At 61.6% G+C, this 14,461-nt stretch carries 12 protein-coding genes; 10 read left to right on the top strand and 2 right to left on the bottom strand.

From position 1 onward, the window contains the following. Positions 1–13: 13 nt before the first annotated feature. The gene (locus KUV45_RS06130; protein WP_222163798.1) at positions 14–2,761 is read right to left on the bottom strand and encodes a bifunctional acetate--CoA ligase family protein/GNAT family N-acetyltransferase; all 2,748 of its coding nucleotides are present in this window, start codon (positions 2,759–2,761) and stop codon (positions 14–16) included. Between the two features lie 212 nt (positions 2,762–2,973). Here KUV45_RS06130 and KUV45_RS06125 point away from each other — a divergent pair, with 212 nt between their 5' ends. Together KUV45_RS06125 and KUV45_RS06120 are read left to right on the top strand one after the other, a co-directional pair. Then, positions 2,974–3,921, top strand: a complete 948-nt coding sequence (locus KUV45_RS06125) for a histone deacetylase family protein (protein WP_222163797.1) — start codon at positions 2,974–2,976, stop codon at positions 3,919–3,921. Positions 3,922–4,067: 146 nt separating this feature from the next. Next, positions 4,068–4,703, top strand: a complete 636-nt coding sequence (locus tag KUV45_RS06120) for a helix-turn-helix domain-containing protein (RefSeq protein ID WP_222163796.1) — start codon at positions 4,068–4,070, stop codon at positions 4,701–4,703. Between the two features lie 70 nt (positions 4,704–4,773). Here the strand turns inward: KUV45_RS06120 and KUV45_RS06115 are convergent, their stop codons facing one another. Next, positions 4,774–5,658: a formate dehydrogenase accessory sulfurtransferase FdhD gene (locus KUV45_RS06115; protein WP_222163795.1), complete on the bottom strand. Its 885-nt coding sequence runs from the start codon at positions 5,656–5,658 to the stop codon at positions 4,774–4,776. A gap of 148 nt (positions 5,659–5,806) precedes the next feature. Between KUV45_RS06115 and KUV45_RS06110 the strand changes: the two genes are divergently transcribed. From KUV45_RS06110 to KUV45_RS06075, 8 genes are all read left to right on the top strand, one after another. After that, positions 5,807–6,238 (top strand): DUF3305 domain-containing protein, encoded by a 432-nt coding sequence (locus KUV45_RS06110; protein ID WP_224852103.1) that lies wholly within the window; start codon positions 5,807–5,809, stop codon positions 6,236–6,238. Then, positions 6,235–7,014 carry a DUF3306 domain-containing protein gene (locus tag KUV45_RS06105; RefSeq protein ID WP_222163794.1) on the top strand — a complete coding sequence of 260 codons (780 nt, stop codon included), beginning with the start codon at positions 6,235–6,237 and terminating at the stop codon, positions 7,012–7,014. The genes KUV45_RS06110 and KUV45_RS06105 overlap by 4 nt, the downstream gene beginning before the upstream one ends. 130 nt (positions 7,015–7,144) lie before the next feature. Next, the gene (locus tag KUV45_RS06100; protein ID WP_222163793.1) at positions 7,145–8,884 is read left to right on the top strand and encodes a 4Fe-4S binding protein; all 1,740 of its coding nucleotides are present in this window, start codon (positions 7,145–7,147) and stop codon (positions 8,882–8,884) included. Further along, positions 8,881–9,561 (top strand): molecular chaperone, encoded by a 681-nt coding sequence (locus tag KUV45_RS06095; RefSeq protein WP_222163792.1) that lies wholly within the window; start codon positions 8,881–8,883, stop codon positions 9,559–9,561. The genes KUV45_RS06100 and KUV45_RS06095 overlap by 4 nt, the downstream gene beginning before the upstream one ends. Next, on the top strand, positions 9,558–9,776 hold the full coding sequence (locus tag KUV45_RS06090; RefSeq protein WP_206938867.1) for a twin-arginine translocation signal domain-containing protein: 219 nt from the start codon (positions 9,558–9,560) through the stop codon (positions 9,774–9,776). The genes KUV45_RS06095 and KUV45_RS06090 overlap by 4 nt, the downstream gene beginning before the upstream one ends. An 18-nt stretch (positions 9,777–9,794) precedes the next feature. Next, a complete protein-coding gene (locus tag KUV45_RS06085) occupies positions 9,795–12,650 on the top strand; it encodes a formate dehydrogenase subunit alpha (RefSeq protein ID WP_222163791.1) in 2,856 nt (951 codons plus the stop codon). 73 nt (positions 12,651–12,723) lie between these two features. Next, positions 12,724–13,347, top strand: a complete 624-nt coding sequence (gene fdh3B, locus KUV45_RS06080; RefSeq protein WP_206938871.1) for a formate dehydrogenase FDH3 subunit beta — start codon at positions 12,724–12,726, stop codon at positions 13,345–13,347. A 9-nt stretch (positions 13,348–13,356) separates the two neighbouring features. Continuing rightward, positions 13,357–14,442 (top strand): formate dehydrogenase subunit gamma, encoded by a 1,086-nt coding sequence (locus KUV45_RS06075; protein ID WP_222163790.1) that lies wholly within the window; start codon positions 13,357–13,359, stop codon positions 14,440–14,442. Positions 14,443–14,461: the final 19 nt, after the last annotated feature.

Below are 14,461 nucleotides of genomic sequence, written 5' to 3'. Positions count from 1 at the left end.
GGTGGCGGCGTGATCATTCCACCGGCCGTTCCAGGCGGTGCCGCTGCCAGTCACTGGTGGGCTCGTTGAGTCGCAGAACGGCATCCACCACCTGCTCCTCCATGTTGAAGCGCTGACGGAACCCCAGATGTTTCATCAGTGCCCGCATGGGATGATTGTCGATCATGATCTTGCCGAACATTTCCAGGGTACCGACACCCTTGCAGTAGCGGATCATCTTCTCCATCAGCCGACTGCCAATACCCAGCCCCTGAAGATCATCACGAATGATGATAGAAAATTCGGTGCGAATGTTGTCGGGGTCATTCCACACGCGCACCACCCCCAACATTTCCTTGCTGCCATCCTCGCACAGACGCTCTGCGATAAAGGCCATCTGGCGGTCGTAGTTGATATGGGCCAGGCGTGACAGGTCGCCTTGGCTCAGGTCGGTCTTGTTATGGAAGTAGCGAAAGCGAATACTCTCTTCCGACAGCTGACGGTGGAACTCGGTGATCAGCGGCGCGTCCTCGGCACGGATGGGGCGAAACTCCACTTCCCATCCATTGCGTAGTGTGACCGATTCTCGCAACTCCTCCGGATAGGGCATGATCGCAAATCGCGCGGGCTGCCCCAGGTCCATGGCGAAATCCACCGCCACCATGCCATCACGGTTGAGCAGCAAGGGGTTGATCTCTAGCCCCCGCAACCTGGGCAGGTCGGTTGCCATCTGCGACAGCGTCACCAGCACCTGGCAAAGACGCTGCGTGTCACGTTCGGGATCGCTTGAGTGCTCACGAATCAGCCGGTAGGCATGAGTGCGGCCTACCATGTCGGCCGCCAAGGTCATGTTGAGCGGCGGCAGCGATACCTGTCGGTCGGCCAGGATATTCACCTTGTAACCGCCGATGCCAAAGACGATGAGCGGGCCGAACACCGGATCGCGAGTGATCCCGGCACACAGCTGCATGGAATGCTTGCCCCGCTGCATGGGCTGGAGACAGAACTCGCGCACCTGAAAACCTGGGAACTTCTCGGACACTTTCTCGCTGAGACGATCCATGGCGGCTGCGACGTCCGCAGGTGAGGCGATGTCCTGAATCAAGCCAGCCGACAGTTTGTGAGGATGCTGGCGGTAGCGGAATGGCCGACTGTTGCCATCATGTACCACCTTCAGGGCAAAGGGCCCCTCCATGGCTCGGGACAATTGCGCCGCGTTATCGGTGCTGTCGGGATAGAGGCTCTTGGCCACCGGCAGGCCATAGGCCTTGAGCACCTCGGCCGTCTCACTATGGGCAAGACTTTCCCTGCCCTCGGCCAGCACCCGATCGATCAGCTGATGACAGCGCTGGCGCACCTCTGCCGCAGTAGAAATGGGAAGACTTGGCGGCGTCTGCTGCAATAGCGATTGGACTCTCTGATAGTCCACCATGTGCATGAATGCCTTGACCGCCTTCTCAGGAGACAGGTACGTGGGGATACCGGCTTCATGACAGAGATGACGGGCGTCGACAGCCTGTTCGAAGCCCATCCAACTGGTCAGCAGATTGCGCGGGAAACGCCGCCTTCCACCAATCAGCGCTTCGGCGGTGGCCCGGGAGGGCGCCAGGCGCGTGGGGGCATGAACCACCAGCACCGCATCGACGTTGGGATCCGCTGCCACCGCCTCCAACGCTGCCACAAAACGCTCTGGGGTGGCATTGCCTCCCAGGTCCACCGGATTTTCACCTGGCTTGCTGATATCCAGGTCCTGTTCGCGCAGCGCGCGTTGGGTATCATCCTCGAACTCGGCCAGGCGACCGCCGGAGCTAATCAGCTTGTCGATGGCGAGCATGGCCGGGCCTAACCCATTGGAAACGATTGCCAGCCGATCCCCTTTGAGAGGGCGCATCCGCGACAGGGTTTCCAGCGCATCATAAAGCTCATCGGAATCGTTGACCCTGACCACCCCCGCCCGGGCAAAGGCCGCATCGAAGACCTGATCGCGATGGGTGATACCCGGTGTCGGTGGCAGTCCACTCATGTCACTTTGCGCCGTGCGACCGCTCTTGATGGCCAGGACCAGGCGACTGCGTGACGCATCTCGCACGGCGGTCATGAAGTGCTGGGCATCATGCACTCGCTCCAGGTGCAGCAATATCGCCTGGGTCGGCGAGTTCTGATTGATGTAGTCAATCAGGTCAGGAAGCATCACATCGATGCTTTCACCCAGCGTCAGCAAGTGTGAAAAGCCAATACCTCGCCCCGCAGCCCAATCGATCATGGCGTTGGCCAGCATGCCGGACTGCCCGAGGTAGGCGACCTTACCCCTGGGAACCGTGTGGCTCGAATAGGAGGCATTGAGGTGCCTTCCGGGCACGATCAGCCCCATGCATTCGGGTCCCAGCACGCGAATACCGGAGGCCCTGGCGGCATCGAGCATGCGCTGGCGAAGCGAGGACTTGCCGCTATGCTCATCATCCAGTTGGCTGCCTCCGGACAGCACCAGCGCAGCCCGTACGCCACTCTCGCCAAGGCGGGAAAGCAGCTTCGGCAAGCTATTGACCGGAGTGCACAGAATCGCCAGATCGACGATCTCGGGTAACTGCGATGTCCGCGTGACACAGGTGACCCCATGCACGCTGGCGTAGCCCTTGGCATTGACCGCCCAGAGTTTACCCGTGTATCCCCCATCGAGAAGATTGCGAATGACCTGGCCTCCCGTGGAGTGCGTCTTCTCGGAGGCGCCCACGACGGCTATCGACGCGGGATCGAAAAAACGGCGCAAAAACTGGGTGCTCACGGCAAGACCTCCTGGGCGAATCGTACCCCGATGGGTGGCACCTGGCGTGCCGCCCAAGCCAATAGTGGTGGAGTGTGGCGCGGAGCCTTCCGCGCGTCCACCCTTGGGTGTCACGTCAACGGTGTCGCCACAGTGGGCGCGTTCGACCATTGGTGACTGTCTTCCCAGGCCGTCTCACCCTTAAGGTGGCGCCATGACCGCCGGAGCCTCGCATGATTACAGCCTACTTGACCCATCCGCAGTGCCAGCGCCACGACATGGGACCAGAGCACCCGGAGAGCCCACTGCGACTGGATGCCATCAGAGCTCAGCTGATGCGTGCAGGTGTGCTGCAGCATGCCATGCAGGCCGATGCTCGCGAGGTCACCCGGGAACAGCTGGAGCGCGTGCATGGCACTTCCTACCTGGCGCGCCTCGACGCCGCTCTGCCTGACGCCGGCCACGCCCACCTGGACGCCGACACCTTGATGAACCCCGACAGCCTGCAGGCAGCAAGCTTTGCGGCTGGGGCGGTCGTCAAGGGCGTGGACCAGGTCCTCAAGGGCAAGGCTGATAACGTGTTCTGCGCGGTGCGTCCGCCAGGACACCACGCCGAAGCCGATGAAGCCATGGGTTTCTGCTTCTACAACAACGTCGCCGTCGGTGCGGCCCACGCCCGAGCGGCCCATGGCGTGCAGCGCATCGCCATCCTCGATTTCGACGTGCACCAGTGCAATGGCACTATCGATATCTTCAAGAATGATCCCGATACCCTGATCTGTACCAGCTTTCAGTCGCCCTTCTATCCCTGGCGGTATCTCGACACTCCCTACCCAAATGTGGTGCACACGCCACTGCCTGCCGGCACACAGAGTCTTGAGTTTCGAGCTGCCATAGAGCGTGACTGGTGGCCTGCGCTGGACCGTTTCAAGCCCGAACTGGTGATCATCTCGGCGGGCTTTGACGCCCATCGCGACGATCCCATGGCCGAGCTATGCCTGGACGATCAGGATTACCACTGGATTACCCAGGGCATACTCGCCATAGCGCGCCAACATTGTGAAGGGCGCGTCGTCTCAGTGCTTGAAGGAGGCTACGACCTCATCGCTCTCGGCAGATGCGCTGAAGCCCATATGCGCGCCCTGCTGGGACTGGCCTACTCACCTTCCGCCGCCACCTGACGGCGCGCCTCCCTCCCTCTCACGGGGCTGTAAGTTACGGGCTGTGGCTTAAGCGGCGGCGTCTTACGGGTAAAACAGGCAGAAGCGAAACAGCCGAGGGCTGTGTTAGCCTAAAGGAAATCAGATTTCCTATCGTGAACACCGCCATGGCGCAACATACCGATCAGGAGGCAGCGCTCGAGATTGCCTCCGGCCGCAAGGCCTTCGTTGAACCCCTCCGTCTGGGTGAGCGGCTCAAGGAAATACGCCTTGCCAACCAATGGACGTTGGAAGATGTCAGCCAGCGCACGGGGCTGGCCCGCTCGACACTTTCCAAGATCGAGAATGATCAGATATCCCCGACCTTCACCGCCGTCCAGAAACTGATCGGTGGGCTTGGCATCGACTTGCCACAACTGCTGTCACCCCCACGCCAGCAGTCGCGCACCATGGGCCGACGCGATATGACCCGTCGCGGCGATGGTCAGCGCCACCCAACGCCGACCTACGAGCACGAGCTGCTCAGCTGCGAACTGGCTCAAAAGCGAATGATCCCGTTCAAGACGATCGTGCGGGCGCGTCGGTTCGACGAGTTTTCCGAGTGGGTGCGTCATGACGGCGAAGAGTTCTTGATGGTGCTGGACGGAGAAGTCCTGCTCTACTCGGAGTTCTATGAGCCGCTGGCGTTGGCCGAGGGGGACAGCATCTACTTTGACAGCGACATGGGCCATGCACTGGTCTCTACCAGCAAGGAAGACGCCACGATCCTGTCGGTCTGTACACGACGAGAAGCGGTAGGCTAGCAACACCAGCTAGGCGGAAATGGCCAGGCACCAGATGACAATATGACCTCAACGCCTCCGGGCATCCGTCCTATTGGCGTCGCTGAAGATCCCCCGGCCGGGGATCAGGCTTGGCATCATGGATAAACCGCTCTCGCCCATGGATGATCTGCAGTCTGCGCCCCTTGGCGCGGGCAATCAGCAGCACCCCAAACCTCTCGGCAAGCTCGACGCCTTTCTGGGTAACGCCTGAGCGGGATACCAGTATCGAAATGCCCAACTGCGCCACTTTGAGTACCATCTCGGAGGTCAGTCGCCCGGTGGTGTAGAAGATGTCGGGTACCTGCCCATCCCCCGGCGTTAACCACTCACGCCCGGCCAGAGTATCCACGGCGTTGTGGCGCCCCACATCCTCGACGAAGTCCAGCACCTCCTGCTGGCGGCACACCGCACAGCCATGTACCGCGCCCGCACTGCGGTAGGTGTCGTTATAGGCCCCTAGTGCCTCCAGCAAGGCGTAGATCACCGATTGACGTACCGGCTCACGCGACAGTGCTGCCATCGAGGTCTGATCCAGCAGGCGGCCGAACACCGTGCCCTGGCCACAGCCAGTGGTAACGGTGCGCTGGCCAAGGCGCTGCTCGAGATCGTCAGGCTCCTCTCGCGTCACCACGGCCGCAGCCTCTACCTCCCAGTCCACCATGACAGCGTCCAGGTCCTCACGCCGCTGTATCAAGCCCTGATTGCGTAGATACCCCACCACCAAGGCCTCAGGGTCGGCACCAAGGGACATCAAGGTGACGATCTCCCGTCGATTGAGGTAGACCGTCAAGGCCCGCTCTGCGGCGATCGCCTGGCGACGGGGATGACCAAATTCATCGACAACCTCAATCTCGAGCGTCGCTGGCAACTGCGCGTAGCTTCTCTGGACCTTATGCTGGACCTGATGCTGGCTGCTGGGCTTGCTGAATGACATGCAGACTCCTGGAGGTCGGTGGCAGCCATCGTAAGGGCGTGAATCAAATGCCTGTTAACGGCATAATGCATGTTGGGTATCATTGAATGAGCGTTCGCTGATACTGTCGTTCCCCAGAGGCAAGGATGCCGCACGGAGACAATACACCATGACTGAGATGTCCAACAGGCGACAACTCAGCCTTGACCTTGGTCACCACGACCGTATGGTCAAAGGCTTTCGCCAGCGCAACTGGGAAATCACCGGCCTTGAACCCGGAAACAGCGGTCCCTGGGTGCTGACGCTGGTGCTGAGCATGACCGAGCGTGCCGCCTACCGCTTCAACCTCGAGTCCCAGACACCACGCCTGTTCGTTCGCGCTGGCCACAGCGACCTGCCTCCCAAGCCCGACGCGGTCACCGCGAGCCAGGATGTCGCTGCCAACTGGATGGACGGTGAACACCGAGTGCTCGCGACACCCATGCCCTTGGCCCTGCAAGCCTGGGTCGAGGCCTATCTGGCAGCCCATGGCGAAGCGCCGACAGAAGGGCGCAAGAAGAAGCGCAAGGGCGCAGGCCGTGCCCGGGAGAACACTGCATGAGCCGCCTGTCGCGCTGGTCTCAGCGCAAGCTGGATGATCACGAAGCGCCTGACCACTTAGCGTCCGTGGATGAAACGCAGCGAACCATTGGGGCCGGCAACGAGCCGGAAGATGTCCCCAGTGATCGTATGTACGCTCCCGGGCACGCCGCTGTGCCAAGCCCAGCGCAAAGCCCGGCGCAAGCGCAACCGACGAAAGCTGCAGAGGGCGACGCCAGCGAGTCTGCTGCTGGCACTGACGCCACCGCCCTGCCCGACCCAGAGACGTTGGTTCCAGGCAGTGATATACGCGCCTATCTTGAGCCAGGCATCGACAAAGCCTTGAAGCAGCGTGCCCTGCGGCAGCTTTTCAGTGCCGAGCGCTACGGCATTCGCGACGGTCTGGACGACTACGACGATGACTTCCGACAGCGCCTGACACCGCTGGCCAAGGAGACCGCCCAGCGTTTGCGCCGCTGGTGGGATAACGTCGACGACGCGACTGACGATCGGACTCTCGATACCGATACCGATACCGATGCCGACAGTGTTGGTCAAGACCGGGCTGATAAAGAGGCTGGCGACCAGCAGGCTTTTGACCACGGCATCGCCGAGAAAGACGCCGCTGGGCATGCGCAGGACCAAGCTACCAACGAGGGTGGTGCCACTCCTTCTCGCCCACGCACGGGCCGGGAGGCGTCTACCGCAGCATGCAGTAAGTCTCACTGCCAGACGCTCAGCGAAGACACAGCGAGGGGCGACGACCAGGACCTCTCGGGAGATACACCTCAACCCTGACCTTATCAACGTTTGGCCCACGTCTTCGACCAAGGGCGGTTGGCGAATTTGAGATTGACCGCTCACACTGAGTCCTAGACACATAAGAAAAAAATGATAACGACCAATACGTTCTCGACCGTGGAACAGCATGAACCAAAGAATTGCGACGATACCGGTAGACCAGGAGGTCAACCGGAAAGCCCGTGAGCGCGCACTTGCCGCCAGCTCATGGCCAGTCAACCTGGCAGCCTCCTCCGTCGGCTATCAGAGTCATGGCCATGCGCTGGCCATCGGTGACAGCCAGGCCCTGATCGCCCTGCTGGATCGCCAGGGAGACTCATCATCCCTGGCCAGCCTGACGCTGGTCGTCACCGACGCCGGATATCAAGCGCTCACGACCCATGCTGATCTGCGTGCCCATGCCGATCTGCGTGTCTTCGTGCAACCACTGCTGGGCAAACACCCTGCGGACCTGCACCTCGAGGGCTACCTGGGCAACTTCAGGTTGTGGCTGCCGACACCCGATGGGCCTATCAACCTGGCCAAGGCGCTGCTGGAACGTGACGGCCATGACCTGGTCATCGACCTATGCGCAGAGCCCAGCCTGCCTCGTGAGCTTCCTCCCCCCGGGTACTTTCACGCACCTGTTGCGGGGGAGCAGCGCGACACCCTCATTGATGGTCTGGCTGACTGGGTTGGGGACTTCGAGAAGCCTCGCTACTTCCAGATTCATAACGATCGCTGCGCCCACTCCACACGTGGCTTTGAAGGCTGTACTCGCTGCCTGGAGGTTTGCCCAGCCGACGCTATACACAGTGTTCCTGGAAGGATTGGCGCGCACATCGAGATTGACCCTCAGCTGTGCCAGGGCGTAGGTAGCTGTTCCAGCGCATGCCCCACCGGAGCCATCGAGTTTCGCCAGCCTCACAGCCTACGTCAGCAGGACACCTTGCTGGCGTGGCTCGATGGGTATCACAACGCTGGCGGCACGTCGCCGGTCGTGCGCTTCGTCCAGGCCGACTACACCGATCATCAACAACCCGACGCGCCTCACGTGATCGACGTGGCCCTGGAAGATCTTGGCGCCGCCGGTGCTGACCACTGGCTATCGCTGATCGCCGCGGGAGCGTGTGAAGTCCGCATTGTCGACTACCCCTCCATGCCGCCGCGCCTCGCCGCTCATCTGGAGGATCAGCTGGCTCAGGCTCGCGGACTGCTCGCGGCACTTGGACATTCTGAACAGCGACTCCAGCGTTTTGCCGCCAACGACCCGCTCAGCAGCGATGCTTTGCCCCGCCATGCGGGTTTGCCCACCCGCCTGAGCCGCCTTGACGACGACGCCGACAGTGACGGCGATGATGAGCAGGGCAAGCGGCGACGCCTCAACCGAGTGCTGGAGCACCTGGCGCTCCATGGCGAGCAGGATGGTCAACGACACAGCATGCCAGGCGGCAGCCCTTTCGGGGGCATCGACGTCAATAGCGATGCCTGCACCCTATGCATGGGCTGCGTCGCCAGCTGTCCCACGGACGCGCTGGCCGCGGGCGGGGACACACCTAGGCTCGACTTTCGTGAGGCCGACTGTGTGCAGTGCGGTCTATGCGCAAAGAGCTGCCCTGAGTCCGCCATCACGCTGCAGCCCGGATTCTTCGCCAGCCCAGCGCGAGCGGACTGGCGCGTGTGCCACGAAGACAGCCCCTTTCACTGCATCTCCTGCGGCACCGCGTTCGCCACTCGCAGCACCATCGAGGCCATTCAGCAAAAGCTCGCCCAGCATCCGTACTTCAGCGGTGATCAGGCACGCCGTCTGGAGATGTGTCAGGACTGCCGCGTCAAGGATGTATGGCAGGAGATGGCGACCAACCCGGAGGCTCAGCTCAAGGTATGACGGCTCAACACTCGCCCACCGACATCTCGCCCGGGCAGGACGATGAGGCCCGGGCCCTCAGAGCGGACATCTATGCCCTGCTCGCCGCCTTGCTGAGAACGCCACCCGACAACGCACTGCGTGAATGGCTGGCCTCTCTCGAGACATCGACAGACGACATACGTTTCGCCCAGGCCTGGCAGCGCCTGGCGAATGCCGCCGCGGACAGTACCAGCGAAGGGCTGAAACGCGCTCACTTCGTTCACCTGGTCGGCGTCATCCAGGGCGATGTGCTGCCTTACGCCTCCTACTATCGTGAAGGCGGCTTGATGGAAGCGCCATTGGTCGCCCTGCGCCAGGAGCTGCGCACGCTTAATCTGGAACGCTCTCCCGATGTGAGTGAGCCCGAGGACCACCTGGCCGCCCTGTGCGAAGTCATGGCCATGCTGGTGGCGGAAAGCCATCCCCACGAGGCCGGTTTCTTCCATCGCCACCTGGCGCCATGGGCCACTGACTGTGCACGGGATCTCGCCGCCGTGGCATCGCCCTTCTATGCCGCCATCGGCGCGCTGGCGTCACTCTTCTTCGAACGCGAACGCAGTCAGTTGCAGGCTACGCCCCACCCCTCATCCCAGACCCTCGGCATGGCAACCCCAGACGTTCGTCGCCAGCCCCAAGGAGCAGGAGATCAAGCATGAGTGCTACCCCCGATACACAACGACGTCGCTTCCTGAAGGTGCTTGGCGGGGGCACGATTGCCGCTGCCGGGGCAGCGGTCGTGGTCAGCCAGACGGCTCAGGCGACAGCAGAGGACAACGCCGACGCCTCATCGGCCAAGCGTGACCCAGCGTCTTCCGGCAATTACCGGGAGACAGAGCACGTGCGTGCTTTCTATGACTCTCTACGCGACTGATACCCAGGAGATCCTGCTATGCGTCTGACACGCACCTCTTACACTCCCAAGGCATCCGGGCTGGGTATCTCGCGGCGACAGTTCCTCAAGCGCAGTGGAGCCGCCACCGGCGGTGTTGCCGGCCTAGGTCTACTTGGCAGCCCGATGATGCGTCGCTCCGAAGCCGCCGAGAAAACCCCGTACAGCGACGCACCGGTAGAGACACGCCGGACGATATGTTCACACTGCTCCGTCGGCTGCGGCGTCTATGCAGAGGTTCAGGAAGGCGTCTGGACCCACCAGGAACCGGCCTTCGACCATCCGATCAATCGCGGCGCCCACTGCGCCAAGGGCGCCTCGTTGCGTCAGCATGGCCACTCGACGCGACGCCTGAAATACCCCATGAAACTGGTCGCCGGCGAATGGCAGCGGCTGTCCTGGGATGAGGCCATCGACGAGATCGGCGCCAAGGTACTGGAACTGACGGATCAGCATGGGCCAGATAGCATCTACTGGCTGGGATCTGCAAAGTTCAGCAATGAACAAGCCTACTTGATGCGCAAGTTTGCGGCGCTGGCGGGCACCAACAACACCGATCACCAGGCCCGTATCTGCCACTCCACGACGGTGGCGGGCGTTGCCAATACCTGGGGCTACGGGGCGATGACCAACTCGCTCAATGACCTCCAGAACAGTCGTTCGATCCTGTTCATCGGCTCCAACCCCAGCGAAGCGCATCCCGTGGCCATGCAGCACGTGCTGCTCGCCAAGGAGCGCAGCCAGGCCGAAATCATTGTGGTGGATCCTCGCTTCACCCGCACCGCAGCGAAGGCCGATCACTACGTGCGGATTCGTCCCGGCTCTGACGTCGCCTTTATCTGGGGACTGCTGTGGCATATCTTCGAAAACGGCTGGGAAGACCGTCAATACATTGAGCAGCGCGTCTATGCCATGGACGAGGTGCGCAATGAAGTGGCCAACTTCCCGCCCAGCGAGGTAGAGCGAATCACCGGCGTGCCCGAAAATGTCATGCGGGATACCGCAAGGACATTGGCTGACAACCGCCCGGGTTGCATCGTCTGGTGCATGGGAGGCACCCAGCACACCACCGGCAACAACAATACTCGCGCCTACTGCATTCTCGAGCTCGCCCTGGGCAATATCGGCAAGTCAGGTGGTGGTGCAAACATTTTCCGTGGCCATGACAATGTTCAGGGCGCTACCGACCTGGGACTGATGTCCCACTCGCTGCCCGGCTACTACGGTCTCGCCGAGGGCGCGTGGCAACACTGGGCCCAGATCTGGGGGCTGGACTACGAGTGGCTCAAGAGCCGTTTCGACCAGACCGAGTACGCCGACGGCTACCCGATGAATTCCAGCGGGATCACGGTGTCTCGCTGGATTGATGGCGTGCTTGAGGACGATGCCGATATTTCGCAGCGCACCAGCCTCAAGGCGATGTTCTACTGGGGACATGCCGTCAACTCCCAGACGCGTGGCACCGAGATGCAGAAGGCCATGCAGAAGCTGGAGATGATGGTCATCGTGGACCCTTATCCCACTGTGGCTGGCGTCATGCATGACCGCACCGACGGTGTCTATCTGCTGCCGGCCGCCACCCAGTTCGAAAGCTACGGTAGCGTGACGGCCACCAACCGCTCTGTGCAGTGGCGTGACCGTGTGGTGGAACCCGCGTTCGAAGCCAAGCCCGACCACGCCATCATGTATCTGCTTAGCCAACGTCTTGGCTTTGCCGACGAGCTGTTCAAGAACATCCAAGTCAATGGCGATGAGCCACTGATCGAGGACATCACCCGAGAATTCAACCGCGGGATGTGGACCGTCGGCTATACCGGCCAAAGCCCAGAGCGGCTGAAGGCCCACCAGCAGAACTGGCACACCTTCAGTTTCCGTGACTTGCGTGCCGAAGGTGGGCCGGCTGACGGCGATTACTACGGCCTGCCCTGGCCGTGCTGGGGCACGCCAGAACTTGGCCATCCAGGCACTCCGATTCTGTATGACACCAGCAAGCCGGTATCCCAGGGGGGGCTGACCTTCCGGGCTCGCTTCGGTATCGAGCATGAAGGCACCCCTATTCTGGCGGACAACTCCTTCAGCGCCGAGTCTGATCTCGAGGATGGCTATCCTGAATTCAGTGCCGACATGCTCAAGGACCTGGGCTGGTGGGACGAGCTGACCCCGGAGGAAAAACAGGCTGCAGAGGGCAGGAACTGGAAGACGGATCTGTCCGGCGGCATCCAGCGTGTCGCTATCGCCCACGAGTGCGCCCCCTTCGGCAATGCCAAGGCGCGCTGCAACGTGTGGACCTTCCCCGACCCGATTCCCAAGCATCGTGAGCCGCTCTATACCTCGCGACGCGACCTGGTCAAGGACTATCCCACCTGGGAGGACGTGGCCTCCCATTATCGCCTGCCGACGCTCTACCAGAGCATTCAGGAAAACGACGCCAGTCAGAAGTACCCCATCATCATGACGTCTGGACGTCTGGTCGAATACGAAGGTGGCGGCGAGGAAACCCGCTCGATGTCGTGGCTGGCCGAGTTGCAACAGGAGATGTTCGTCGAGATCAACCCTGCCCTGGCCAATGACCTGGGCATCCAGGACGGCAACATGGTCTGGGTCGAAGGTGCAGAAGGTGGACGCATCAAGGTCAAGGCCATGGTCACGCCGCGGGTGGCCAGGGAAGTGGTTTTCATGCCGTTCCACTTCGGTGGCGTGTTCCAGGGAGAAAGTCTGGCCGACCGCTACCCGGAAGGCACGGTCCCCTACGTGATCGGCGAGGCGGTGAATACGGCAACGACATACGGCTATGACTCGGTGACCCAGATGCAGGAAACCAAGTGCACGCTGTGTCGTATCGAGCTCGCGAGCTGAACCGTCGAATCGAACAAGAGATCGGGACCGGTGAACAGCCCGTCCCGACCTCCGGGAAACCAGGAGTTGCAAGATGGCCCAAATGAAATTCATGTGTGACGCAGAGCGCTGCATCGAGTGCAACGGCTGCGTTACCGCCTGCAAGAATGCCAACGAGGTCGAGTGGGGAATCCAGCGCCGGCGCGTGGTCACCCTGAATGATGGTGAACCCTCCGAAGTCTCCATCTCGGTGGCCTGCATGCACTGCGATGACGCCCCCTGCATGGCCGTCTGCCCCACCGACTGCTTCTACAAGACAGATGACGGCATCGTCCTGCACGACAAGGACCTGTGCATCGGCTGCGGCTATTGCCTTTACGCCTGTCCTTTCGGCGCCCCCCAGTTCCCTCAGCAGGATGCCTTCGGCGAACGCGGCAAGATGGACAAATGCACGTTCTGTGCTGGTGGTCCCGCGGACAGCCCGGAAGAAGAGTACGAGAAGTACGGCGCCAACCGTATTGCGGAAGGCAAGCTGCCGCTGTGCGCTGAAATGTGCTCCACCAAGGCTCTGCTGGCCGGTGATGCCCAGACCGTAGCGGATATCTTCCGCGAGCGGGTCGTCCGTCGCGGCCACAAGGACGGCGCCTGGTCCGCTATCGGCAACGGGTCGCCCTCGGCGATCGACGCAATGGCCTACGATGCGACTCAAGACCAGTGAGGAGGCCCCATGAACATGCGTGATGTCTTGAGCCGGCTGGGCCAGGGGTTTCGCTTGCCACGGCTGGCGATAGCCCTTCCAGGAATAGCCCTGCCCGGTTTACTCCTGCTGGTCGCCCTGGCCTTTGGTAGCGCTGCACTGGCTGCCGACCCCAATGCGGAGATTGCGGTCGCCGTGCCCGCCGCTGACGCAGATACCTGGCGACAGGTGAAGGATGGTGAGTCCTTCATCGATACTCGCCATGATTCCACCTACAGCCTGATCAACCAGAGTGGTGAGACCTGGCGTCAATGGCGCAACAAATGGGTATCGCCATTCGGGCTGGTGGCGGTGGGCGGTATGCTGGTCATGATCACGATCTTCTATCTGATCGTGGGGCGCAGCCAGCTCGATGAACCGCGCACCGGTCGCAAGCTGTTGCGCTGGTCGGTCTTAAGCCGAGCACTGCATTGGACCTTGGCCACCCTGTTCCTGATTCTGGCGCTGACCGGGCTCAACATTCTGTATGGCAAGTTTGTGTTCAAGCCCTTGTTCGGGGATGCGGTTTGGGCGGCCATGATCAGTGGCACCAAGTTCCTGCACAACTATATCGGCCCCTTCTTCGGCATCCTGCTGATCTTCGTGCTGGCGAAATTCCTGAAGCACAACTGGATCAAGCGCCATGATATCGAGTGGTTCAAGCAGGGGGGCGGCATGATCGGGGACAAGCATCCGGATGCGGGCTTCGCCAATGGCGGGGAGAAGGCGTGGTTCTGGATGCTGGCGACGGCGGGCATGGTGGTCTTTGCCAGCGGACTGGTGCTGGACTTCCCGAACTTCGATCAGAGCCGCGACACGATGCAGTGGGCCAACATCATTCACGCCGTAGGTGCACTGATTCTGACCGCCGTTTCCTTCGGCCATATCTACATTGGCACCCTCGGCACAGAAGGTGCGTTGGAAGGCATGACAACGGGATACGTCGACGAGACATGGGCCAAGCAGCACCACAACTTGTGGTACGAGGAGGTCAAGGATCAGGCCGGTGAAGCACCAGCGGCACAGCCCCACGACGATCAGGCCGACAGCGCCCCCTCCTCGTCCTCACCCTCGTGATCATCAAGGGCTATTGTCC

It is taken from the genome of Halomonas sp. DP3Y7-2 (assembly GCF_019800795.1).
GTDB lineage: Bacteria > Pseudomonadota > Gammaproteobacteria > Pseudomonadales > Halomonadaceae > Halomonas > Halomonas litopenaei_A.
This window is presented reverse-complemented; position numbering and strand designations above follow the sequence as displayed.

Coding starts and splice junctions, on each gene's coding strand:
- KUV45_RS06125 (WP_222163797.1), top strand. CDS start 2,974: ATGATTACAGCCTACTTGACCCATCCGCAGTGCCAGCGCCACGACATG.
- KUV45_RS06120 (WP_222163796.1), top strand. CDS start 4,068: ATGGCGCAACATACCGATCAGGAGGCAGCGCTCGAGATTGCCTCCGGC.
- KUV45_RS06115 (WP_222163795.1), bottom strand. CDS start 5,658: ATGTCATTCAGCAAGCCCAGCAGCCAGCATCAGGTCCAGCATAAGGTC.
- KUV45_RS06110 (WP_224852103.1), top strand. CDS start 5,807: ATGACTGAGATGTCCAACAGGCGACAACTCAGCCTTGACCTTGGTCAC.
- KUV45_RS06105 (WP_222163794.1), top strand. CDS start 6,235: ATGAGCCGCCTGTCGCGCTGGTCTCAGCGCAAGCTGGATGATCACGAA.
- KUV45_RS06100 (WP_222163793.1), top strand. CDS start 7,145: ATGAACCAAAGAATTGCGACGATACCGGTAGACCAGGAGGTCAACCGG.
- KUV45_RS06095 (WP_222163792.1), top strand. CDS start 8,881: ATGACGGCTCAACACTCGCCCACCGACATCTCGCCCGGGCAGGACGAT.
- KUV45_RS06090 (WP_206938867.1), top strand. CDS start 9,558: ATGAGTGCTACCCCCGATACACAACGACGTCGCTTCCTGAAGGTGCTT.
- KUV45_RS06085 (WP_222163791.1), top strand. CDS start 9,795: ATGCGTCTGACACGCACCTCTTACACTCCCAAGGCATCCGGGCTGGGT.
- fdh3B (WP_206938871.1), top strand. CDS start 12,724: ATGGCCCAAATGAAATTCATGTGTGACGCAGAGCGCTGCATCGAGTGC.
- KUV45_RS06075 (WP_222163790.1), top strand. CDS start 13,357: ATGAACATGCGTGATGTCTTGAGCCGGCTGGGCCAGGGGTTTCGCTTG.